Source organism: Mucilaginibacter aquaedulcis (assembly GCF_030409325.1).
In the GTDB taxonomy this organism is placed as follows: domain Bacteria; phylum Bacteroidota; class Bacteroidia; order Sphingobacteriales; family Sphingobacteriaceae; genus Mucilaginibacter; species Mucilaginibacter aquaedulcis.
On sequence record NZ_JAUFPR010000001.1, the window covers coordinates 870125 to 893536 of the forward strand.

Here is a 23412-nt window from a genome sequence, read left to right on the forward strand (position 1 = left end):
CAGGAAAGCCCTTGTTGTTATAACATGATTAATAGCGGTTTGCGATTTTTTAAACCTATACCTAATACTTATTAAAGCCTTTTTAAATGCATAAACGGCATCTTTTTATTCCGAAAAAACTACTTTTTTGCGGATATATTTAACAGATTTTATTTTTCCTCTTGCAGAATTTACTTTTCTGTCTATATTTGCACTCCCAACGCGAAAGTAGCTCAGTTGGTAGAGCACGACCTTGCCAAGGTCGGGGTCGCGAGTTCGAATCTCGTCTTTCGCTCAAAGCCCTTCCATCAAAAAGAAGGGTTTTATTTTTAAAGGTTAACCGCCTGCTCAGATGGTGGAACTGGTAGATGCCCCGATTTAAATCGGGGTTCCCGTAAAGGAGTACCGGTCTGCATATTTAAAAAAAGGTTCATCCGCTCAGATGGTGGAACTGGTAGACACGCAGGACTTAAAATCCTGTTCCCGTAAACGGAGTGCGGGTTCGATTCCCGCTCTGAGTACAAAGCCCTGATACTGGCGTATCAGGGCTTTTTGTTTTTATATAGTTTGGTAGTCTGAAGACTATGGGCATAGTGCATCCGAAGTCAGAGACTTCGGACAGTGGGCTTTTGTTTTTATATTCGTTTTATGTTTTACACTTATATTATACAGTCTGTTAAAAGTGGCAGATACTATATTGGACACACATCAAATATTGATGAAAGATTAGAACGACATAACAGAGGAAAAGTAAATGCTACAAAAAACAAGGGGCCCTGGATTATTAAATATTTTGAAACATACAAAACCAAATCAGAAGCTAATTCTCGGGAGCTATATATCAAATCGATGAAAAGTCGTGTTTTTATTGATAAGCTTATTTCAAACTCATCAAAGGAAAACTGATGAATCAATATACCGTTTTGATCTAATCGTGTTTCCGTAAAAGGGGTGCCCCGATTAGATCGGGGCTCTGAGTACAAAGCCCTGATACTGGCGTATCAGGGCTTTTTGTTTTTATATCGTTTGGTAGTCTGAAGACTATGAGCATAGTGCATCCGAAGTCGGAGACTTCGGACAGCGGGTGTTTTCTGGTAACGGTTTTCCTCAAGAGTTAACTTCAAGCTTATATCCTTTGCTCCTTATAACAACAATGTTAATATTCGGATCAGGTTCCAATTTTTTCCTGAGTTTTGATATGAACATATCCAGGCTACGCCCCACAATAACACCTTCATCTTCCCAGATCTCTTTTTGCAGCCGGCTTCTTGCTATAGTCTCGTTGGCAGACAACGCTAAAATTCGCAGTATACGCGTTTCTGTTCCGGTCAGGTCTATGGTATTTCCATTTATTGTTAATTGCCTATTCTTTACATCAAACAACACCGAGCCCAACGTTAACACGCCGGTATTTTGATCTCCAGGCGTTGATTTACCCGGTTTAATCAATCTCAAAAAAATAAAACCAACAAATGCTAAAAATGGCAGGCCGCCCAGCAGATATCTATTTCTTGTTTTATTTATTCCTGTCGGTTTGAATTTAATATTGATCATATAAGATGCCTTCGGTTGCTTCCTTCCTTTACATGCTATAATATCATCTTTTTTATTTCCAGATATGGCAAATCCATAGGCTACACTGGCGTCGCCACGATTCAGAACATTAACAATGTAATCATTGGTAAGCGGGTCTTTGGCTAACAAACGTTGGGTAGTATTCACCAGGGAGTCTGGTTGAAAAGTAAGGTCGTTTTCAAACCCGATTTGGTATTCATCTTCTGCGATCTTTTTTACCGGGAGCACCCTTGACGTAGAATCGCCAGATTGTAAAAATAGTTCATCTCCGATCCTGCGGAGCAAAACTTCCCTTCTGGCGATAGCAAAGTCATCACTGCCGGTCATACTGAAAGCCACACACATTATAGCAGTAAACACAAGTAATATCAATCCGAGCAGATATTTGCGTTTCCCGGCGAGGAAATTTCGGCTAAGATGCATAGTGTCAAGTTTTTATTTACAAAGTTTACATTTTTATTTACAATCCAAACTCCCTGCGCCAAAAAACATCGAAGTAATTTCGCTGAATTAAAATTTATAGGATATGAAAAATAAAAAAATGAAAACATTCCTTGTGTTTGCTCCAGCCATCCTCCTGGTATTGTTTCTACTAAATTCATTTGTGCTTAAAGAAAAAGAGGCTGTTCTCAAATCTGTTGATGGTGGCCAAACATGGCAGGACAGTCGCGAAGACATCGCTGAAATTGAAAAGCCGGTAACTGTAGTGCAATCAGATGGGGTTATGATTGCTACAGGTTCAAAAGGCATTAAGCGTTCAACAGATAATGGCCAACACTGGCAATGGGTTATAAGCGAGGGTGGCGTCGGTATAGCTGTTGAACGTATAGAAGGTGGATTTGCTGCTATATCTTACAACACAGAAACTAAATCCAGGAGGATACGCATTTCATTGGATAAAGGAAAAACCTGGCAAGCTATTGATGAAGGACTTCGCCCTTCTCCATTTATTTCATCAATAAAACAAACGGGTAAATATTTAATATGTGGTAATACCGATGGTATATTCCGGTCATCTGATATGGGTAAAACCTGGACTAAGGTTCATCCCGGCGTTGATAAAAACGACTTTATATTTATTCCAATATTAGATAGGCCCCTCAGTGAACCTAAAAGTGTATTTAAGATATATGTTTCTGATAATGTATTGTATGCGGTGGCAGGTAGTGCCGGATGCTGAAATTTCCATTTTAATGAATGAATAGGCAGTGTATTCTGGAGAAAATTCACAACATTAACCAAGTTCTGTTAAATTATTAGCAGTTCGTGAAGGATGTCCGTTCTGCGTGCAAAGCCCTGATACAAGCCCGTATCAGGGCTTTTGTTTTTATATAGTTGGTAGTCTGGAGACTACCGGCATAGTGCATCCGAAGTCTCTGACTTCGGATATCGAATACCATATAATTTCTTAGCGTTAAACCTTACCAATCCTAATAAAATTATTTGCAAATTCATCCTACCAAATCAGTACCTAAGAATTATGAAGAAGAATTTCACCAAATGTTTATCCATTATGGCTGTATCGGCAGCTATTTTTACTTGCTATTCCTTCAACGCAGACCCAAACAATAAGCTCTCTGCAAAAGAAAAAGATCAGGGCTGGAAGTTATTGTTTGACGGAAACTCCACCAGCGGCTGGCATTTGTATAACACCCCCGGCGCATTCACCGTATGGAAGGCTAAGGATGGCGAACTATTTTGCGATGCTGCGGATAAAACAGGTCCGGGCGACTTGGTTACCGATAAGGAGTATAAAAACTATGATCTGAAATTTGACTGGAAACTGCCAAAAGGCGGAAACAGCGGCGTTTTTATTAACGTTATTGAAAGAAAAGATGTCCCGACAGGCTGGGCATCGGGTCCGGAATATCAATTACTGGATAATGCCAACCCTGACTTTGTTAAACCGCAATACCGTTCAGGATGTTTATTTGGAATGACCTCTCAAAAAAAGCCGGCTAAAACCAAACCCGAAAATACCTGGAACCATTCGGAGATAATACAAAAGGATGGTAAAGTGCAGTTTTACCTTAACGGCATACTCACCACGCAGGAAGACTTTACTTCCAAAGCCTGGGCAAAAAAAGTGGCGGATTCGCATTTTCACGGATTCCCTGAATATGGCAAGCATATCAGCGGTCATCTTGTTCTGCAAGACTGGGCCACGGGCATTGCATTCAGAAATATCAAAATAAAGGAACTATAGGGAGCTATTGAACAGAGCGGCTCTCATTCAAATCATTTGAAATTGCTTAACGGAATGAAAGTATAAAAGCCCTGATACATATTTGTATCAGGGCTTTTGATTAATGCTGATTGCGGTAAGCAACGGGTGTAAAACCTGTTTGTTTTCTGAAAAGCCGCGAAAAATACGGCGGGTTTTCAAATCCAAGCTGATAGGCTATCTGTGCCACGTTAAGGTCGGCACCTATCAGCAGGTTTTTTGCCTCTGAAATGAGGTAGCTGTGAATGTGATCAATTGCCGGCTTTCCTGTTTCCTGCCTTAATAAATCGCTGAGATAATGAGGCGACATTTTTAGCTGTGCAGCAATAGCGGCAACAGTTGGTAAGCCATCTGTTTGTAATGCACCTTGTTCAAAGTATTGTTGAATAGCCTCATTAAATTTAGAAACCACTTTACCCGAAAGCTTACCCCTGTTAAGGAATTGCCGCTTATAAAAACGCTGCGAATATTTCAACATAGATTCAATATGACCAAGCATAATGGATTTGCTGTACTCGTCCTGGTTGTTGTTATATTCTGTTTCTACCTTTCTGAACAGTTCCCACATAATTTCTTCTTCGCGGGGCGAAATATGAAGCGCTTCGTTGGTTTCGTACTCGAAGAAACTATATTTTTTGATGGTTTGATGCAACTGCTCTCCATTCAGGAGATCAGGGTGAAACATGATCGAAAATCCGCTGCCTTCCAAAACAATGTTCTTAAACTCGGTAACCTGACCTGGCTTTATGTAGATCAGCGAACCTTCATTATGATCATACTTTGTACGGCCATAATAAACACTGCCCGAAAGTATTTTCTTAAACGCAATGGTATAAAAATCGGTTGTATACTCGTTTTGTTCAATACCCGCCCTCACCGGGCATGTTTCAACACATGTAACCAAGCTCAGCAAGGGGTTTTCGGGAATTGGCCAGCCCCTGGCTTTATGCAATTCACTTAAACTTTTATAATGCTTCATTTTTATAAAGATAAGATACCCTAATTACAAGTACACCGCTTCATTTTAAAATTAACTAATTAATGACCATGTGCCGCCGCCGAAACTTCTTTCCATGAATCCCAAACCGCCAAGCGCTCGGTATAAACCTGTTGTACCCGTGGCAAAGCCATTTTTCCTAAAAACAAGCGTAAAGGCGGTTCTTCACTATCAACCAGTTTTAAAATGGCCGGTACGGTAGCTTCAGGAATGCCGATCATTTCCGGTTTAAAATAGCTGTAAAATGAATCCTTGATTTCGTCGTAATGCGCAACAACAGATTTTGTCCTAACAGCCGAATCTCCGCTCCAATCTGTACCAAATGCATTGGGTTCAACAATACTTACCTTAATGCCGAACGCTTTTACTTCGACGGCAAGGCTTTCACTTAGGCCCTCTATTGCCCATTTGGATGCATTATATATACCTAAAACAGATCCTGCCACAACACCCAGCAAACTTGATATCTGCAATATATGTCCCTGACCTTGCTCCCGCATATAAGGAATAACGGCCTGGGTCATCCATAACAAACCAAATACATTGGTATTAAACTGATCCCTGGCCTCCTGTTCGCTGGTTTCCTCAATGGCGCCAAACAACCCATAACCGGCGTTATTAATTAAAACGTCGATACTTCCAAAATATTCATTCCCCTGTTTTACAGCAGCAAAACACTGTTCGCGGTCATTTACATTCAACTGGATGGGCAAAATGGCCTCCCCGTATGTTGTTACCAGATCTTTTAATGAATCAATATTACGTGCGGTGGCAATTACTTTATCGCCGCGTTTTAAAAATGCTTCGGCCCATATTTTACCCAATCCCCGGGATGCGCCTGTTATTAAAATTACTTTAGATTTCATATTCAATATTTTATAACACAAAACTACCGGCAACCGGCGCCTGCGGCTTATACATATTGCTGAATATTGGATACATATTTGTTTAACCAGGGATTTACCCTAAGAGGACTTTTTGTTTTTATATCCGTTCGTTTTTTGTTTCCCGGAATATCAATGTGATAGAACCATTACTAATCCATATACCAAAAACCTGTTCAATTTAGGCCGAAGGTTCAAGCCAGATATTAACGGTTATAAGCTCCCTATAAGCACTGTATTTAGTGACTTCGTCCCGGCTTTTGTCGATATTCAGTGTAAGCCAATCCTTATAATATTATCAAATAATTGACTTTCAGAAAATTGCTTAACGGCACAAGCATTGCAACCGCCGTTTTATTGATTGGTGTTTTAAAAAAACACTTTCAACTAAAACTCAATAATTAATCATTAAAAATTTAGCAATGACCAGCGAACAATTAATTGAATTAACTAAAGAACTTATTGACAGGGCCACTCATTTTGATTTGGAGTATGTAATAAAAGCTTATGCCGATAATTTACTGATAGTTAAGGTTGATGAGAACGGTGTGGTAGATACCATGAACAAAGAACAGCTTGTTAGTTTCATCAGGGAAAACAGAGATTCAAATGCCGATCCTATTTCATCCAAAACGGAATATCATTATGCTGTATGTGACGAAAACATGGGCATGGTGGTTATAACCCGCGAATTGGTATTTGATGGTAAACTAAACAGGAAATTTTTTACCGTGATCTGGGAATATCTATCCGGCAGATGGCAGATTGTAAAGGAATCGGCAGTGGTGCGCTATTAAAAAACCTCGCTGTTATCGCAAGCGTTCAATTGCGGTAACAGCGAAATTTGATGTGTATTTACATTACTATTCAATCAAAAGGTTGTATCTTAAGGCTCAAATAAGCCTTATCATGTTTGGGAATCTATTTAAATACAAACCGCCTTTGTCGTTATCAACTTTTTTAAATTATGCTAATACTCAAAATTGGAACTATCTATCAGCGCTTGATTTGAAATCTAACGATTTGCAAAAAGCAACCTTTGATCAAATTTTGAGTAATCCTGGCGATATCGCGATCGGCGTAAACAAAGTTGAAATGGTTTTCGGGAAAAATTTCTTTAATCTTTTCCATAGCCTCATAATCAAACACCATGATGATGGCACGATTAGACTGATGTTTAATGAAGAGGTACTGGAGTTAAGAAAAGTTTTGGATCTTTTTGAAAGGTTACGAATAAATTTAGGAGAGGGCATTCATTATTCTCCTAAATATTCAACATTCTTTGATACCGGAAAGGTCATGGCACTCTCGAACGGAAGATATGATAGTAAAACCGATGAGATTTTGCATTATTGGCAAAACGGTCGTTTTGGATTTACTTTAAACTACAAGATCGATCCTCTTAGGGAATTGGTCTTCATTGTTACCTATAGCAAAGAAAAGACTATTGATATCCAAATTCGCAAAAAAGGAACATTAATAAATCTCCTAAACCATAATATTAACGAATTACTTAACACAAAAGAAACATACACTAAGTCTATTATTGAAGATGGTAATATCAAATTCATAGATTATATCTATCAAGTCAACCCGCCTGAATTTCACATTTTTGAGTCGATCACGATAAGATTAGTAGGTAAAGAAAAATCTAAGGCCAATACTAAGTCATTATTGGTAACTTATGGAACAAAACAACAACCCGACTCTTCATCGGTTATCCAACTGGTGGACAAGTTAGTTAATATATATGGTGTAGATAGTTCAGGATATGCAGAAATGCAGGCGCACGAAATTGACATAATAGATGAGGATTCTTACTGGATTGGTAGAAGCTGGTTCATAAATCAAAATCACGGTCTCCAAAATATCGATGATCCAGAACAACTGACTCTTTATTGGCTTACTTTATCACTAAATCCAGAAGATGGCTTTTATTTAAGTATTTTGGGATTTGATGAAATGGAGAATTATCATAAACAATCTTAAAAAGAAAAAACATCACAGTCTCTAAATTTAAACATAGTGCAAATTATGCCCAATAGCTGTTACCGCAAGCGTTCAATTGCGGTAACAGCGAAATTATTCTTTAAAACTTAACCTGCAATTTTTCAGAAACAAGCGTTCCGCCTTTGTAATATTCAAAAAACCAGTCCTGGTTCTTTTTCAAAACTATACCATTGGCAGTGGCGCTGTTGGCTATATAATAATTTTCGGCAGAGGTTTTCAGCAACGTTAAAACTATTTTGGGGGTAGTGTCAATTAATTGAAAGCCGTTTGGTATGGCCTGGGCATGTAATGTTCCAGCGGCCGGAGGCGTTGGCTCTGCGGTTGCCTTAATAGCTTTTGTTGCAGTAGCGGTAGTTGCGGCAACTGTTGCCGCAGCTACATCCGGTTTTACTTGTGTTGTTGCAGAAGGTGCCTGCTTTACAGGCTCAGGTGATGCGGCCGCAGTAGTTGCAACAGTTGATTGGGCAGGTGCCGCGGCAACTGTTGTTGTGCTAACCGCAGGCTGGGTAGCCGCAACAGACTCCGTAGTTGAACCGTTATAAGCGTATTTAATCTCATCCAATGATGTAAAAGCATCTCTCAGGGCCATGTTATAGGCTACCTTATATTCTTTTTCGCGGCTTTTACCCTCTTTACTTTTAAAAACAATATTGCCGTGGCAATCCTTTAATAACAATGTAACACTGGTGGTAAACATGCCGCCTTTTTCCAGCAGGTCGGCAGTTAAGGCATTGCATTTATTGTTTGCCAATTCGGTAGGCAGTTCGGCGTTGTCAATATAGGTAGTAAAGCCTCTATCCTGCAAAAGGTATTTGGTAAGGCTGTTTAACGAGTATTGGTCATTTTCTTTCAGGAAACTGTATTTTTCGGGTACTATTACGTATTTGTAATTATTAATGCTATTTTGTGCATAGCCCGAAAAAGTAAGAAATAAAAAGAGCACTAAAATATATCTTTTCATATAAAACGATTATAGAATCTGGTTAACAGGGTTAAAATTAATGTTATTTTTTGATAAGTTATGCCATACCAGTTACCCGGATCTTGCATAAAATAATTTAAACCACTATGGAAAATAACAAGCCCGCACCAATAGCCAGATCTGCCGAGGAGGGAACCATTATTTCGATGGCCGGCAATACCTACCGCATGTTAGTAACGGGAGCCGAAACCGATGGCGCTTTCGCCATAATGGATTTTTTGATCCCGCCTGGCGGCGGCCCCGGCCCGCATGCTCATGCGGATTTCCAAGAATCCTTTTACGTGATAGAGGGCGAAATTGAATTTAAATCTGAAGCCGGAACTTACATTGCTAAAAAGGGCGCATTAGTTACCATCCCCAAAGGCGGCATTGTTCACCAGTTTAAAAACAAAACTGATAAACCCGCCCACATGACATGCACCGTAGTACCAGCTGGCCTCGAAGCCTTTTTTATGGAAATTGGCAAACCTGTAATAAATGGCATTATCCCTCCTCCACCACCCATGGATGCCGAGGCTATAAAAGCTATTGAGGCTCTTGCAAAAAAATACGGGCAGCAATTATTTCCGCCTGATTATCTGGATAAGTAGATCATGCTTTTTTCCGGGCCAATATGTTATCCATTGATAACTTACCCGATCCGGTTAGCATTAACGAAATGAGCCCGGCTATGTATAACAGGTTAATTTCATATCCTGGCGGGCCAAACAATGGCCCGGTGGGTGATAATCCAATAGTTTTTACCGAGCTGAAGCCAAAATTAAGTTGAATGGTGAACATTGCCACCAGCATGGTAATAATAAGTGGCATGGATACAATGAATGTAAAAGCCCCCACAAAAATAGCGAAGCCGCCTAAAAGTTCAACCAAAGGCGCTACCCACGAACTAATGTGAGCAAATGGAACACCGGTTAATACCAGTAGTTTTTCAAAACCTGCAGTGCCTCTGCTCAATTTTGCCCAGCCATGCTGCATAAAGCCAAACCCAATAATAAGGCGTAATACTAACGGTGCCCATTGGGCATACTTTTTACTCATAGGAATATATTTTTCACTTAGTCGTAACGGTTTGATAATCCTTACGCACAATAAAATATTTTACGGGGGTAAGATGTGATACAGAATTTAAAGGGGCGGATAACAGGTAATCGGTAACTGAAAAGGCTGCATAATTCATTATAATATCAACGTATTTTGCCACTGCATCTTACCAAATAACATCTTTTATTAAGTAAAGAAACCGATACATTTCTTTATCAGGCTTTTTTATTGTCATTATAATTTATTGTTTTGCAATTCGTTAAAGTGATCGATTTTATCCGTAATCCTGTTTAACATTATTTAACTACTATTTGCTTGCTGATTTGAATTTCCTTTCTTTAATTTAGAAAATTAATGTTAACACTGTTACCCCCAGCTAAAATCCGTAAGCTACTGCTTATTTGCTTGTTTATCAGCTCCTTGCCTTCTGTGGTTTCGGCACAAAACCTGTTCCTGCAAACTATTGATATCTGTAACCCATCAAACTATTGCATGGATTGCGGCGATGTAAAGGCTACCTGCGATCAGTTTAACCTTGATTACATTGCTGATAACATCAATCGTAAATATTCGCTTAAAGAGGCTTTCGGGTCAATAACTTTCCAGGTTTTGATAGATACGCATGGTTTTCCCTGCGTGTACAGCCATACAGATAATACCAACAGCCCTTTAACCGCCGACCTGATACGTTTCCTGAACGGTAATATTTGGAAGCCCGCCAAAATTGATGGCAAACCGGTGAATGCCTCGGTGAATGTGATATTCCGTTTTGCTTACGGTGCTATTTCCGGCCGTATGCTGCGGATGGACCTTGACCAGTTAAAACCACCCGGCGATCCGGTGATTTACAACACTCAAACATATGCTAATCCATCCATCAAAAACTATGAGTTCATTACCTGGACCAGGTATAACTCGCCCCTGCCCGATAACGTAAGTAAATATTGCGCCATTGATAAGGCCGATGTTTTATGGTATGCTACCGATAAAGGCCTTACCCGCTTCAACGGCACAACCTTTGACCCGATAAACGAGTTTAACTCGCCTTTCATTATCGAAACGGCCATTCACAACATAACTGTTGATAAGGATAATGCCAAGTGGGTTTACGCCAACGATAAAATATATAAATATACCGATGCAGGCTGGCAGATCTATGATTTTCAGAAGTTCCTGGCTTCGGGAGTTAATAACATCCTGAACAGCCGCCACGGCGACCTGCTTTTCGCTACCAAAACAGGCCTTGTAGTAAAACGCGATGATAAGGTGGTAGTGATCAATAAAAGAGCTATCAAAGAACTGCCCTCAAATAATGTATTGTATGCCTACAACGACAGCCATAAACATTTATGGATAAGTACATCAAAAGGCAGCATCATGATAGACAGGAACTCCATAGCCACTACTTTTGATTCGGACAAAACCCCGCTCAGAAACGTAACCATAACCGGGGCTGTAGAGGATGAAAAAGGTAACATCTACTTTTCGCTGGTTGATTACAACAACACCACCGGCGATGATAGTGATAAGGAAGGCATAGCCGTGCTAAAACCCAATGGCAAATGGCTTCACTATACAGATAAAAACTCGGGCCTGCCATCAAACCGCATCAATACTATGCTGTATGATAAGTTTGAACACGTGCTTTGGATAGGTACTGATAAATCGGGCCTGGTTAGGTTTGATTTAAATAATGGCTGGGAAAACTACAATAATGCCAACTCAGCTGTACCGGGCTTTAAAATTTACCAGCTGGTGCAGGATTCAAAAGGTATCATTTACTCAACTACCGCCAACGGCCTGTTAAGGATCAGGAAAAAATAAACCCTTCAAGCTCACCAGTTTCATGCTTAGGCTATGTTAGCTGTCAAACATTTGTCATCTCCCTAAATATATTTTTTTATGACCGAACGGTCATGTACATTTGTATCATAATCAATAAACAAAATGACCAAAGGCGAGGAAACCAAACAATTTATCATTGAGCGCTCTGCCCCCATCTTTAACACAAAAGGGATAGCGGCAACAGCCATGAGTGATATTACGGAAGCAACCCAGCTTTCAAAAGGGAGCCTGTATGTGCATTTTGAAAATAAAGAGGTTTTGGCCGCCTCGGCTGTTGATTATAACATGCAGTTACTAAGTAATAAAGTTATGGCTGCCGTAAACAAGCAAAAAACAGCTAAAGACAAGCTATTTGCTTTTGTTGATACTTTGAAAGATCCGCTTAGTCCGCCGGTTACGGGTGGTTGCCCGATGATGAATTTTGGCACCGAGGCCGATGATACCAATCAATTGGTAAAAACCAAGGTTAACCAGGCTTTTGACAACGCCGAACTAACCATTGCCGGCATTATACAGCAAGGGATAAAAGAAGGATCTATGAACCCCGACTGGAATTACAAAGAATTTGCTACCATGATATTTGCCATGATTGAGGGGGGCATTGTAATGAGCAGGGTTGCCGGCAACATCAGCAAGATGAATATCATTGTTAAAAACATCAAAAAAATGATAACAGAACAACTTATATAATTTTTTTATTCAAAATATGACCAATCGGTCATATTTTGAATTACATCAATAAACAATAATTAAACAAACAATAACAACATCATGAAAACTCAAAAAGTATGGTTTATAACAGGTGCATCCAAAGGTTTTGGATTGGAAATTGCCAAAGCAGCACTTGAAGCAGGCGATAAAGTAGTAGCCACCGTTAGGACCAACGCTGATCAGTTAAGATCAGCATTGAAAAACGAAGATAATAGCCTGGTTGTAACACTCGACGTGACCAACAACAACCAGGTTAAACAAGGTGTACAGGACGCCATCAGCAAATTTGGCCGTATTGACGTACTGGTTAACAATGCCGGTTATGGTTTACTCGCCGCTACTGAAGAAGCATCAGACGAGGAAGTAAGAAAACAATATGATACCAACGTTTTTGGATTACTGAACGTTACCAGGGCCATTTTACCGCACATGCGCAGTCAAAAATCTGGCCATATCGTTAATATTTCATCGCTGTTTGGTTATACTGCTTCTATTCCGGGCTTTGGCTTGTATGGCTCAACCAAATTTGCGGTAGAGGGTATAACCGAAGGTTTGGCACTGGAGGTAAAACCGTTGGGTATCCACGTTACCGCTGCCGCTCCCGGCCTGTTCAGAACAAACTTTGCCTCTGCCGAATCATATCAGCCGTCAAAAACTATAATTGAGGATTATAAAGAAACTGTAGGCCATGTAAGAGGTATCATTACCCATGTTGACGGCAACCAACCCGGCGACCCATCAAAACTGGCTCAGGTGATCATCAAACTGGCATCAAGCGAAAACCCTCCTGTTCATTTACCAATAGGCTCAGATGCTGTAGCTGCCTTCCGCACTAAAACTCAGGTAGCGGGTAAGGAAGTTGATGAATGGGAAAACGTATCTGACAGTACAGACTATCCTAAAAATTAATAGGCTGCCGTTTAGCTATTGAGTAAAACCGGTACCTGCGTACCGGTTTATTTTTTGCCTGAATTTAATGTGCGTCATGAAACAATACTTGTTGTTAAAGGCATGGGTGAGCTTTCTAACAAAGTAAATTATAGCTTCTCAACAAAGCAGGCTATTATCATTATATTGATCTTTGCCCTTATTGATAGAGATTTTGATATATTGAGTTTTATGGAGATCAAAGTAATTATTACAGGCGCCACAGGCATGGTGGGCGAGGGCGTAGTGCTCGAATGTCTGAACCATCCGCAGGTTAAGGAAGTGCTGATAGTAACCCGCAAACCTGTTGCTATACAACATGCAAAATTGAAGAACCTGGTGGTGCCCGATTTTCTGGACCTGACCAAAGTTACGGCCGAATTAAGCGGATATGACGCTTGCCTTTATTGTGCCGGTATCAGCTCAGCGGGTTTAAATGAAGCCGAGTATCAGCACATTACCTACGACGTAACCATGCACTTTGCACAAACGCTGCTAAGTATTGATCCTGCCATGGTATTTTGCCATATATCGGGCAGCCATGCTGATAGTTCTGAAAAAGGTAAGATCATGTGGGCCCGCGTGAAGGGCAAAACCGAGAATGCTTTGATGAAACTTCCCTTTAAAAAGGTATATAATTTCAGACCCGGTTTCATGAAACCTACTGCCGGTCAAAAAAACGTTAAATCATTTTACAAGATCATGGGCAGCCTGTATCCCCTGTTTCTGTTTTTGTTCCCCAATAATGTAAGCACCATGCGCGAGGTTGGTTTGGCCATGATCAACAGCGTGCTTAAGGGTTATCCCAATCAGCTACTTGAAGTAAAAGACGTTAAAAAACTGGCAGGGGCGTAATAACTAAGCACTACGAACAGCGCACAAAATCAAACCGCCTGGCTCCTGATCTCCATGGGCGACATGGACGTTTGCTTTTTGAAGAACGTTGAGAAATGTGATAGTTGCTCAAACCCTAAACTATAGGCAATTTCCGAGATATTCCAATCTGTTTGTTTAAGCAAGATCTTGGCTTCCTGCACCAGCCTGCTGCTGATGTGTTCGGTAGTGGTTTTACCTGTGCTCTCTTTTAAAACTTTATTCAGGTGGTTGCTGTGGATAGCCAGGCGGTCGGCAAAGTCTTTAGCCGTGCGTAAACCAACCTTTTGCTGGGTAGATGCTACCGGGAACTGCCTTTCAAGCAGTTCAATAAATAACGAGGAAACCCTTGCCGAAGCATTATGTGTGATATTATAAGTAGTTAAAGGCTGCAGCTTTTGCCCGTAGTGCACCAGCTCCAGTACATAATTGCGGATCAGATCATACTTATACAGGTAGTTGGATGCAATTTCTGCGTGCATTTTCCTGAAAATCGGCGCTATTTCTTCGGCCTGTTCATTTGTCAGTAAAAACACGGGGTAACCTCCCGGCTTAAAGATGGGAAGCTCATCCAGCACTACTCCGCTTTTTGATTGTATCAGGAACTCATCGGTAAAAATGCAGAAGTTGCCACTCTGATCCATATCCTGCGGTAACCAGTGGTAAGGAATTTTGGGGGTGGCAAAAACCAGCGCGTTCTGATCAATTTGGAAAACCTTATCGGCATACTCGGCAATATTTCGGCCTCTTACCAAACTTATTTTATAATAGGCCCTGCGATTGTAGGGCATTTTATTAGGATTCATATTTACCTGCCTTATCATTTCGCCTACATCAAATACGTTGAAATGACCAATCTCCTGGTTAATACCGGCAGGCAGTAATGAAGTTACTTCCTCGTTTGACAAGGCGGCCACTTGCTGATAAAACTGATCGATAGAAATTGGTTTCTGCTCCATAACCCTATGTATTGATGTATAACAAATTTACAGATTATACTTTGTACAAATCCAAGCCATATTTGAAAATGATAAACCAACCACACTGTTAAAACACCAACATTGTCATAAAAATTTCATTGTTTGGCATAAAATTTATTGTATCAATACCTCGTGTTTGAATTTGATAAACATTGGATTGAATTGGATAAACAGCCCGGGCTTTTACACCCGTACCTTTACATCAACAACAACAACAATAAAAATTCATATGTCAACAAAAAATAAAATAGCCCTGGTAACAGGCGGCAGCCGCGGTCTTGGTAAAGACATGGCCATCAGCATAGCAAAAAAAGGTTTAGATGTAATCATCACCTACAATACCCAAAAAGATGAAGCCCTGGCTGTTGTAGCCGAAATTGAAAACCTTGGTCAAAAAGCGGTTGCCCTGCAACTGAACGCCGGCGACATCAATAGCTTCGACTCATTTTTACAACAGGTAACCCAGCAGCTGCATGATACTTTTGGCACCGATAAGTTTGATTATTTGATCAACAACGCCGGTGTGGGTATTGCTAAACCATTTCTGGACTTTACCATTGATGAATTTGATACACTGATGAACATTCATTTTAAGGGTGTTTTCTTTTTAACCCAAAAAGCGGTACCTATGCTTAATGATGGCGGCGGTATCATTAACATATCAACCGGGCTTACCCGCTTTACAGCACCAGGCTCGGCTGCTTATGCCAGCATGAAAAATGCCGTTGAAAGCCTAACCCGCTACCTGGCCAAAGAACTTGGTGTGCGCAATATTAATGTGAATACCGTTGCCCCCGGTGCTATAGCTACTGATTTTGGCGCGGCCACTGTAAAAAATAATGCGCAGGTACAGGAGCACATTAAAGCAATTACCGCGCTGGCCCGCATAGGTCAACCCGAAGACATTGGTGGTGTGGTTGCCTTTTTATGTACCGAAGATGCCCGCTGGATTACCGCCCAGCGAATTGAGGTTTCTGGTGGTATGTATGTTTAATCAACTGTATTTAAATAAAAAAAGGCCGCTTCCTAAGTAATTATGGAGCGGCTTTCTTTCTGTTTAGTGAATACTTGAATATGGAATTATTTCATATTTACTTTTGATAAAATGGAGAATATCTGTTTACAAATAGATGGATTGATACAAATATTACCAACACAAGAAAATTCGTTAAAAATAATTCCACATACGATATTGAAAACTGTATTTTTATGCAAAGCCCTTTTTAGTTTCCGTAATCAATTGATTAAGATTTATTAACCTCCTAAAATTATCACATCATGCTATCAAAAAAATACTTAAACAGTGTAAAAAACCTACCTGCAATAATGAAAAAAATTATTGAAGGTACCGCACCGGACAAGTTTACGACTGAACACTTAAAAAAGATAGGTTTTGCAAGCAGTACTGATAGAGCTGTATTAGGGCTTCTTAAAGATCTTGGATTTATTTCCGATAGCGGAAGCCCAACGCAGCGATATCATGATTATCGCAACACATCAAAATCAAATAAAATTTTAGGCGAAGCACTTAAAGACGCATACACTGAAATATTTCATATAAATGAAAAACCATCTCAATCAGACAGACCTGCTATAACTGGCTTATTTAAATCCACTCATAATGTCAGCGATCAAGTTGCTGGTTTTATGGCAAATACATTTCTTACCCTATTAAGCTTAGCTGATATTACCGGAACGAGCAAGCTTTCACCCAAAAAAGATAACGACAAGACAAAAACGGAAGACAACCATTCTCATACGGGCATTGAAACTCTTTCCCCAATGAACAACAATGGGTTAAATGTTATATCTTCTATTGTTCCTAATTTAAGATATAACATAGAAATTCATCTTCCATCCACAAAAGATATTGAAGTTTATAATGCGATATTCAAATCATTAAGGGAACATTTATTAAATGAGTAATAAACCGAATATAAGAGAATGGATGTTCCGAGCATTAATGTTTGAAGCAGAGGCGGAGCAATTTAAGAGTGCTGGTATAAGAATCGGTGCGGACAACGAACATGTGGAAAAAGTTTTAATGGAAGAGACTTTATCCCCATTTCCTATTCCTATCCGTAATGAAGCAATCCGAATGTCGAGAATTTACGCGTTGATTAATTGTTTTGAAAATTCTGTTCGAGATTTAATCAAAGAAAGATTAAAGGAAAAATTCGATACAGACTGGTGGGAAAAAGGAGCACCAAAAAATGTCAAAGAATTTGCACAAAAAAGGCAACAAATTGCCAAAGAAAATTCTTGGTTAGAAGGCGATAATACAGAATTGATTGAGTTTATAGAATTCGGACATCTATCCGATATTATAATTCAAAATTGGTTGGATTTTTCTGATTTGATACCAACACAACACTGGCTTAAACAAAGAATGGATGAATTAGAAAAAGCAAGAAATTATATAGCCCATAATAGATTATTGCTACCATCTGAGTTTCGTCGTATTGAACAATATGTTAATGACTGGAACAAGCAAATTGGATTTTAATTTTTGCAATCTTATAATAGAAGCGTACATAACGTAGTGAACGTTTTTAGCATCAATTTGAATTGAACTGTCGATTAATTCTCTTACTATCATTTCTTTATCTCATAAAGCAGTTCCACCATTCCACTTTTGTAGGCTGTTGTGTTTTTGAGATGCAATGCTTTTTCCTGGCCTATTTGGTTATAAAACGGTGTGCCATCACCCAGGATAATGGGTAGTATGGACTGTCTTATCTCGTCGGCCAGGTTTAGGCGGATAAAATCACTGGCCAATTCTGCACCTCCTACAAGCCAAACATTACGATAGCTGGGTTTTAGCCGCTCGTTGAGTAACGTGTCCAGATCGCCTGAATAAATTTCAACGTTCGATCTTTCTACAGGCAAATTCCTGTGAGTTAATACAATGGTAGGCACATCGCCATAAACCCATCCATATGATTTTGAAAGTTCCAAAGCAAGCTCATACGTGCGCGAACCCATCAGGTAGCAGTCTATCCCTTTAAGAAACTCCTGCGCATCCTGTTCGGTAACGTGAACTCCCGGTTCATACTTATCTGCTGTATTAAACCATGAAACGCTGTTATCTTTTTTGGCTATATAGCCATCAAGACTCGAAACCATATGTATCGTTAGCTTAAAATCGTCTGCTGCCATGTAATTGATCGCTAAATTATATTGACCGTATTAAAGTACAAAAATCATAACGTAAGCAAAGGTTTGTAGTGTTTTATTCTACAATCATACTTATCAGCTAACCCAATCAGCATGATGAACTAACTATTTTTTTGTTCTTGTTTCAAAGTTTACAACAGAATCGCCGGCAGATTTAAGATAAAATTTCACAAGATCTATATACAGTTGTGAACCATTATCTGAATTGGTGAATATCAGCAACATTCTTCCTGAACGCGGCAGCACAAATGCCATGGTATTTACCCCCGGATCGCGACCACCGTGCGACAACGCGTATTCCCCCTCACCCACCGGTTCATATACCGACCAACCAAGCCCCATGTACACATTTTCCTTAGTTTCTACCTGGTGGCTGATCATTGTACTATACAATTGTTTTGAAACACCACCGCCTTTCATCAACCACATCAGGAATTTACTATAATCGCCAATAGTGGTTTTTAGCAGGTCGGCCGCATTTGCCTCAGTATTTTTTGTTATTTCAAGCAATTTACCCGTACCATCTGTAGGATATGCAAACCTGGTTTCCATGCTGTTATCCCAGGTAAAGTGAGTATCGTTCATCCGGAGTGGTTTAAATATGATGGAATCAGCCAATTGCGCCAACGAGCGATGAAACTTATGCTCCAACGCATGGCGAAGGTATTCAAATCCCTCGCCCGAATAACCGTACTTAGTGCCCGGATCTGCCTGGAAAGCCAGTTTACCATCCTTTAATTGTGAGCGCCAGTTTGGGAAACCGCTACGGTGAGTAAGTATATCGCGTGTGGTGAGCTTATGGCTTCTGGGGTCGGCAGCTATATCAGGATCGGTCCAGTATTTAAACAGTGGTTCGTCAAGCTGCCAAAGCCCTGCATTGATCAGGTTAAGCGTAACCATAGTGGTTATGGGTTTAGTGAGCGATGCCACGTTAAATATGGCATTGTTATCCGCGCTTATTCCAGGCTTCAATTCGCCATAAACTTTAAGCGTTTGCAATTTTCCATTATCGGCATAAGCCAGGCCCAGTGCCGGGATATGCTTTTGCTTTATCCATGCGGCCACCTTAACAGAGTCATTCATATCCTCCATAGTTTTTACAGTATCCTGTGCGTTAGCACCAAAGGAGCACACAAATAATATTGAAAAAACTAAATACATCTTTTTCATAAGCTATGATTTAAATACAGGTCGCTTCAAATGCTAAAAAGTTGCAGAAAATACAAAAAAAGCCCGCCTGCTATGCAGACGAGCCTTACATTCATATCAAATCAAGTACGTTATTATTTGCGCAGGCCCATAGTGGTTTCTACAATTTCCTGTAGCAGGCTGTTCACTTTTTCAAAATTAGCGGTTTGCGGACCACCGCCAACAACGGTAAATAATGGTCTTTGTCCCTGTGGTTGTTCAACCAGCGTCAACATGGCGTCGGCAACTTCCTGTGGGTCGCGGCTTTCAGGTGTAGGATCAAAGTACCTGATAATTCCTTCTTTAAAGCCCAGCATACCTTCGCTGTAAGATTCTTCAACCGCGATATTACCGGCCTGTATTGATTTGGTGGTAATATCTGTAGTTTGATAAGCTCCCGGCTGAATGGTTACCACATCAATGCCTGATGGTTTTAATTCATAATGATAACCTACAGATACCGCATCCAATGCAGCCTTTGTACCATTATAAGTACTCAAAACAGGAATATAATGGCGAGATTGTACACTGGTGATATTAATGATCAATCCATCTTTCTGCTGATGCATAAATGGTAATACTGCTTTCATCATACGTTCGGGCGCAATCGTATTAACCTGGTATAACTGATCGGTTTGTTCAATGGTAAGCGCCTCACCAAAACCAAGGTATGATATGCCCGCGTTGTTGATCAGCACATCAATAACACCACCAGATTTTTCGCTGATCTCTGCTATCGCTTTTTTTACAGACTCGTTGCTGGTTACGTCAAGCTCTACAACTTCTATCGCTTTACCGTTATCTTTTGCCCATTGTTTCAATTCGGCAGCAACAGCAGCTTTTGAACCTGTTATATTACGCATGGTTGCATAAACCGCGTGCCCGGCATTTGCTAAAGTTTTTGCTGCCTGTAAGCCAAAACCGCTGCTGCTTCCTGTTAAAATGATCTTTTTCATGTTATTGATTTTTGTTATATGTTTTATTTGATGATGATAAGATTTACTTACTTATATGTAAGTAAGTAAACTGATTAAATTTTTTATGTTGATTTTAATGATGCAAGTAAACTGTTCATTATCTCTTTAAAATAGGCTTCGCCACGCCAACGGCCTACCTGTAAGGAACCAGGCAATATGGCGGCCCATTTATTGGCCATTTCTTCGGCGGTACCTTCAAATTTAAATGCTCCGATATCAAGTCCTTCCTGCATTACCCCTACCAGCCAGTCTTGAATCATGTTTGAATATTGGATAGTAGCTTGCTGTATTTTTGCGGGAATGTCATGATATGCCGAACCAAAAGTGCTGATGAGGCATAACTTATGACCGTCATAAAAATAACGCTCGTAGATATATATCAATGCCTCTAACTTTTTAATGGGTTCATCATTAGCGGTTGCGGCAATCATACATTCAAAGTCATTTTTGTCCTTTTCTATAACTGCCAAACCAAGATCTTCCTTTGATGGATAATAATGGTGGATAGCCGCGTTTTTGATATTTAGTACGGTAGCTATTTGTTTATAATTAAATGCATGATAGCCCACGGTTTGAATATAGCCCCTGGCCAGCTCAACAATTTTATCGCGGGTATGTAATGTGGCTTCCATTTCGTTTTGCATTTAACGACACAAATATACTTACTTGCATGTAAGTACCAATTATATCCATCAATGATGACACCCCTATTACAAAGCATGTTTAAACACATCAAAAATGCGCAAAAACCATGTAAAAACTGAACAATTTACGTGATTTTTGAGCTAAAACTGCATCAAAATCTGCTAAAATCTGAGCTTAATTCCGCCGTTTACAACAAAACCATCAAGTGGTGCATAAATATCCTTGAATACCGGATTGGTTAAACTACCCGTATAAATTGCCCCAAATTTGGTTTGCCTGGTATCGGTCAGGTTCTCAAAATTCACAAACAGCGAAAAACGCTTCCAGATTCTTTCGGCCATTAATCCGGCAGTCCAATATCCCCTGCCGGTTGTGCCGTCATTTAGTTTTTGCGGACTAAAATAATAAGCCTCAGCCCCAATTTTGAGCTTATTCTCAATCTCATACATCAAAACATTGTTTAACCGATGTTTTGATACCAGCGGATATGTGGCAATGGTATTTAGTGTATGCTGTGTTACATCGGCCAGGGTATAGCCTAAAAACAGCTTGAAATTGGAATAAGTAATTTTTACATTGGTTTCCAGCCCTTTAGTATTCAGATCGCCGCGGGGTTGCAGGTATTGCAGATCACCGTTGGCAAGCGGTGTAAGCAATATCGGGTTATCAATACGGGTGTAAAAGAAAAGCTGGTTAATACTGAAACTCACCTGGTCATCAAACAAGCCTGTACGGTAGTTAATATCATAATTAGCTCCGTATGAGCGTTCTGCACGCGTATTAGTAACATCAATAGGCAGCACGTTCCTGAACTGGATCCGTTCTGCATCCTCCGTAAATACGCTGGGGGCCTTATAACCCAAACCACCACCCAGGCGGGTTGAAAAATGATCGCTTATTTTCCACAAGGCAGATATGCGAGGTAACAGGAAAAACCCGTAATCATTATGATAATCACCCCTTAAACCGGTTTCCAGCGTTATTTTCCTGGTTGCGTTCCAGGTATTTTGCACAAAGCCGCCTATAGTATTGTAATTATAACTACGCAATGGGAAAGTACTGTTTCTGTGCTCATTAAAATTATCGGTAAGGAAAGTGATGCCTGCAACCCAGTCTGATCGTTCCCCGGCGCGCGAATAACTTGCTTCGCTATAAGTAGAAACCTGCGCACCGGAAAAACGGTAATCGGGCAGGTTTATAGTGCGGTCGAAATAGCTTACACTGCTTTTAACAGTCAGCTTTTCGGTGTTATTGAACTGATGATCAAACTGTACCTGAGTACTGTAACGCCCTGTTTTATTTTCCTCAAAATAAGAATGGGCTGCATTGCTATCTCCCTCAATATAATGCAGATCGCCTCCTATGCGATTCTCTATGGTACTGTTGATACCTATATTAAGCATATTACGATCATTAAAATACAGGAACAGCTTAGGGTTCAGCGTAAAACGATTAAATTTAGGGATAGCCGTAAGGTCGATATTGGAAGGGTCATAGGCCGAACCATGGTTGTACGCCGCGTAAATGGTAGCACCAACTTTGTTGAATTTTTGCGAATAGAAGCCGCTGGCGTCCAGGCCCAAAGCCGAAGTTCCGTTGAGCAGAAAGCTAAGCTCACGCTTATCCGTTGGCGTTTTTGATACCAGGTTAACCAGCCCGGCAATAGCCCCACCGCCATATAGGGTAGATGATGAGCCTTTGATCACCTCCACCTGTTTTAAATCTAAAGGGGCAATTTGCAGCAAGCCAAGTCCGCCCGAAAAGCCTGAATACAAGGGAAAACCATCACGAATGATCTGCGTATACTTACCATCGAGCCCCTGTATACGGATACTGGAGTTACCACTGGTAGCCGAGGTTTGCTGTGTTTGAATGCCTGTACTTTCGGCCAGCAGCATGCGAATGTCACCGGGCTTCATATTACCTTTTTCGTCCAGTTCCTCACCTGATATTACCTCGATGCGGGTTGGGATATTGGCAATGGTACGGCTGCTGCGGGTAGCTGATACCGTCACTTCGGTTAGCTCCTCTCCATTATCTTCACCTGTGGTTTGCAGTATAATAGTCATGGGTTGGCCTTGTGCAACCGGGAAAATCAGGGTATCAAGCCGGGGCTGATAACCCACGTATTGAAAGCGGATAACTTGCCTGCCATCAGGTATATCATTCAAAATGATCAGTCCGCTGGTATCGGCCATGGCTCCTTTGGATGTACCCTGCAGCAAGGCAGTGGCCCCTATCAATACCTGATTTGTTTTACCATCCTTAATAATGGCCCTAAATGTATTTTGCGAATAAGCTACAGCACTATAAAGCAGTGCTGCCAGCAGCACATAAATTTTTTTCATTAAATAACAGAGATTAAATTAATACCGTAAAACGAGCCTGGGTATGGCT

General features: G+C 40.4%; 24 protein-coding genes and 2 tRNA genes. 15 read left to right on the forward strand and 11 right to left on the reverse strand.

Going from position 1 to position 23412, the window contains the following annotated elements:
* Nucleotides 1-201 precede the first annotated feature (201 nt).
* The 3 genes from QWZ01_RS03590 to QWZ01_RS03600 all read left to right on the forward strand — a co-directional run bounded on the left by QWZ01_RS03590 (nt 202) and on the right by QWZ01_RS03600 (nt 885).
* Nucleotides 202-274: transfer RNA gene (locus QWZ01_RS03590), tRNA-Gly, on the forward strand.
* Nucleotides 275-415: 141 nt separating this feature from the next.
* Nucleotides 416-500: transfer RNA gene (locus QWZ01_RS03595), tRNA-Leu, on the forward strand.
* Nucleotides 501-627: 127 nt separating this feature from the next.
* Nucleotides 628-885 carry a GIY-YIG nuclease family protein gene (locus QWZ01_RS03600; RefSeq protein ID WP_290321858.1) on the forward strand — a complete coding sequence of 86 codons (258 nt, stop codon included), beginning with the start codon at nt 628-630 and terminating at the stop codon, nt 883-885.
* Nucleotides 886-1086: 201 nt separating this feature from the next.
* Here QWZ01_RS03600 and QWZ01_RS03605 read toward each other — a convergent pair whose 3' ends face one another.
* A complete protein-coding gene (locus QWZ01_RS03605) occupies nt 1087-1977 on the reverse strand; it encodes a winged helix-turn-helix domain-containing protein (protein WP_290321859.1) in 891 nt (296 codons plus the stop codon).
* A gap of 103 nt (nt 1978-2080) precedes the next feature.
* Here QWZ01_RS03605 and QWZ01_RS03610 point away from each other — a divergent pair, with 103 nt between their 5' ends.
* Nucleotides 2081-2734 (forward strand): WD40/YVTN/BNR-like repeat-containing protein, encoded by a 654-nt coding sequence (locus QWZ01_RS03610; protein WP_290321860.1) that lies wholly within the window; start codon nt 2081-2083, stop codon nt 2732-2734.
* A gap of 300 nt (nt 2735-3034) precedes the next feature.
* On the forward strand, nt 3035-3760 hold the full coding sequence (locus QWZ01_RS03615; RefSeq protein ID WP_290321861.1) for a 3-keto-disaccharide hydrolase: 726 nt from the start codon (nt 3035-3037) through the stop codon (nt 3758-3760).
* Nucleotides 3761-3860: 100 nt separating this feature from the next.
* Here the strand turns inward: QWZ01_RS03615 and QWZ01_RS03620 are convergent, their stop codons facing one another.
* Nucleotides 3861-4757 carry a helix-turn-helix domain-containing protein gene (locus QWZ01_RS03620; RefSeq protein ID WP_290321862.1) on the reverse strand — a complete coding sequence of 299 codons (897 nt, stop codon included), beginning with the start codon at nt 4755-4757 and terminating at the stop codon, nt 3861-3863.
* A gap of 59 nt (nt 4758-4816) precedes the next feature.
* The gene (locus tag QWZ01_RS03625) at nt 4817-5641 is read right to left on the reverse strand and encodes an SDR family NAD(P)-dependent oxidoreductase (RefSeq protein ID WP_290321863.1); all 825 of its coding nucleotides are present in this window, start codon (nt 5639-5641) and stop codon (nt 4817-4819) included.
* Nucleotides 5642-6081: 440 nt separating this feature from the next.
* Between QWZ01_RS03625 and QWZ01_RS03630 the strand changes: the two genes are divergently transcribed.
* Both QWZ01_RS03630 and QWZ01_RS03635 read left to right on the forward strand, forming a co-directional pair.
* Nucleotides 6082-6456, forward strand: coding sequence for a hypothetical protein (locus QWZ01_RS03630; protein WP_290321864.1), 375 nt, complete (start codon nt 6082-6084; stop codon nt 6454-6456).
* 112 nt (nt 6457-6568) lie between these two features.
* Entirely contained in the window at nt 6569-7648 is a 1080-nt protein-coding gene (locus tag QWZ01_RS03635; protein WP_290321865.1) for a hypothetical protein, read from the forward strand.
* 100 nt (nt 7649-7748) lie between these two features.
* On the opposite strand, the gene QWZ01_RS03640 is transcribed toward QWZ01_RS03635, so the two are convergent.
* On the reverse strand, nt 7749-8630 hold the full coding sequence (locus QWZ01_RS03640; RefSeq protein ID WP_290321867.1) for a hypothetical protein: 882 nt from the start codon (nt 8628-8630) through the stop codon (nt 7749-7751).
* Nucleotides 8631-8737: 107 nt separating this feature from the next.
* Between QWZ01_RS03640 and QWZ01_RS03645 the strand changes: the two genes are divergently transcribed.
* Complete coding sequence (locus QWZ01_RS03645) at nt 8738-9241, forward strand: cupin domain-containing protein (protein WP_290321868.1); 504 nt, start codon at nt 8738-8740, stop codon at nt 9239-9241.
* A 1-nt stretch (nt 9242) separates the two neighbouring features.
* On the opposite strand, the gene QWZ01_RS03650 is transcribed toward QWZ01_RS03645, so the two are convergent.
* Nucleotides 9243-9689 carry a DoxX family protein gene (locus QWZ01_RS03650; RefSeq protein ID WP_290321869.1) on the reverse strand — a complete coding sequence of 149 codons (447 nt, stop codon included), beginning with the start codon at nt 9687-9689 and terminating at the stop codon, nt 9243-9245.
* 357 nt (nt 9690-10046) lie between these two features.
* Here QWZ01_RS03650 and QWZ01_RS03655 point away from each other — a divergent pair, with 357 nt between their 5' ends.
* The 4 genes from QWZ01_RS03655 (at nt 10047) to QWZ01_RS03670 (ending at nt 14030) form a co-directional block, all read left to right on the forward strand.
* Nucleotides 10047-11516, forward strand: a complete 1470-nt coding sequence (locus QWZ01_RS03655; RefSeq protein WP_290321870.1) for a ligand-binding sensor domain-containing protein — start codon at nt 10047-10049, stop codon at nt 11514-11516.
* 123 nt (nt 11517-11639) lie between these two features.
* The gene (locus QWZ01_RS03660) at nt 11640-12227 is read left to right on the forward strand and encodes a TetR/AcrR family transcriptional regulator (protein WP_290321871.1); all 588 of its coding nucleotides are present in this window, start codon (nt 11640-11642) and stop codon (nt 12225-12227) included.
* An 81-nt stretch (nt 12228-12308) separates the two neighbouring features.
* Nucleotides 12309-13157, forward strand: coding sequence for an oxidoreductase (locus tag QWZ01_RS03665; protein ID WP_290321872.1), 849 nt, complete (start codon nt 12309-12311; stop codon nt 13155-13157).
* An 18-nt stretch (nt 13158-13175) separates the two neighbouring features.
* The gene (locus QWZ01_RS03670; RefSeq protein WP_290321873.1) at nt 13176-14030 is read left to right on the forward strand and encodes an NAD-dependent epimerase/dehydratase family protein; all 855 of its coding nucleotides are present in this window, start codon (nt 13176-13178) and stop codon (nt 14028-14030) included.
* Nucleotides 14031-14059: 29 nt separating this feature from the next.
* Here the strand turns inward: QWZ01_RS03670 and QWZ01_RS03675 are convergent, their stop codons facing one another.
* Nucleotides 14060-15007, reverse strand: a complete 948-nt coding sequence (locus QWZ01_RS03675) for a helix-turn-helix domain-containing protein (protein WP_290321874.1) — start codon at nt 15005-15007, stop codon at nt 14060-14062.
* 250 nt (nt 15008-15257) lie between these two features.
* On the opposite strand from QWZ01_RS03675, the gene QWZ01_RS03680 reads away from it, so the two are divergent.
* From QWZ01_RS03680 to QWZ01_RS03690, 3 genes are all read left to right on the forward strand, one after another.
* Complete coding sequence (locus tag QWZ01_RS03680) at nt 15258-16022, forward strand: SDR family NAD(P)-dependent oxidoreductase (protein WP_290321875.1); 765 nt, start codon at nt 15258-15260, stop codon at nt 16020-16022.
* 284 nt (nt 16023-16306) lie between these two features.
* Nucleotides 16307-16954, forward strand: a complete 648-nt coding sequence (locus QWZ01_RS03685; RefSeq protein ID WP_290321876.1) for a DUF5343 domain-containing protein — start codon at nt 16307-16309, stop codon at nt 16952-16954.
* Entirely contained in the window at nt 16947-17534 is a 588-nt protein-coding gene (locus QWZ01_RS03690) for a Swt1 family HEPN domain-containing protein (protein ID WP_290321877.1), read from the forward strand. The genes QWZ01_RS03685 and QWZ01_RS03690 overlap by 8 nt, the downstream gene beginning before the upstream one ends.
* Before the next feature lie 89 nt (nt 17535-17623).
* On the opposite strand, the gene QWZ01_RS03695 is transcribed toward QWZ01_RS03690, so the two are convergent.
* The 5 genes from QWZ01_RS03695 to QWZ01_RS03715 form a co-directional block, all read right to left on the reverse strand.
* Nucleotides 17624-18187: a dihydrofolate reductase family protein gene (locus tag QWZ01_RS03695; RefSeq protein WP_290321878.1), complete on the reverse strand. Its 564-nt coding sequence runs from the start codon at nt 18185-18187 to the stop codon at nt 17624-17626.
* 123 nt (nt 18188-18310) lie between these two features.
* The gene (locus QWZ01_RS03700; protein WP_290321879.1) at nt 18311-19375 is read right to left on the reverse strand and encodes a serine hydrolase domain-containing protein; all 1065 of its coding nucleotides are present in this window, start codon (nt 19373-19375) and stop codon (nt 18311-18313) included.
* A gap of 113 nt (nt 19376-19488) precedes the next feature.
* Nucleotides 19489-20349 (reverse strand): SDR family NAD(P)-dependent oxidoreductase, encoded by an 861-nt coding sequence (locus QWZ01_RS03705; protein ID WP_290321880.1) that lies wholly within the window; start codon nt 20347-20349, stop codon nt 19489-19491.
* A gap of 83 nt (nt 20350-20432) precedes the next feature.
* Entirely contained in the window at nt 20433-21002 is a 570-nt protein-coding gene (locus QWZ01_RS03710) for a TetR/AcrR family transcriptional regulator (protein WP_290321881.1), read from the reverse strand.
* 174 nt (nt 21003-21176) lie between these two features.
* Nucleotides 21177-23363, reverse strand: coding sequence for a TonB-dependent receptor (locus QWZ01_RS03715; RefSeq protein ID WP_290321882.1), 2187 nt, complete (start codon nt 23361-23363; stop codon nt 21177-21179).
* Nucleotides 23364-23412: the final 49 nt, after the last annotated feature.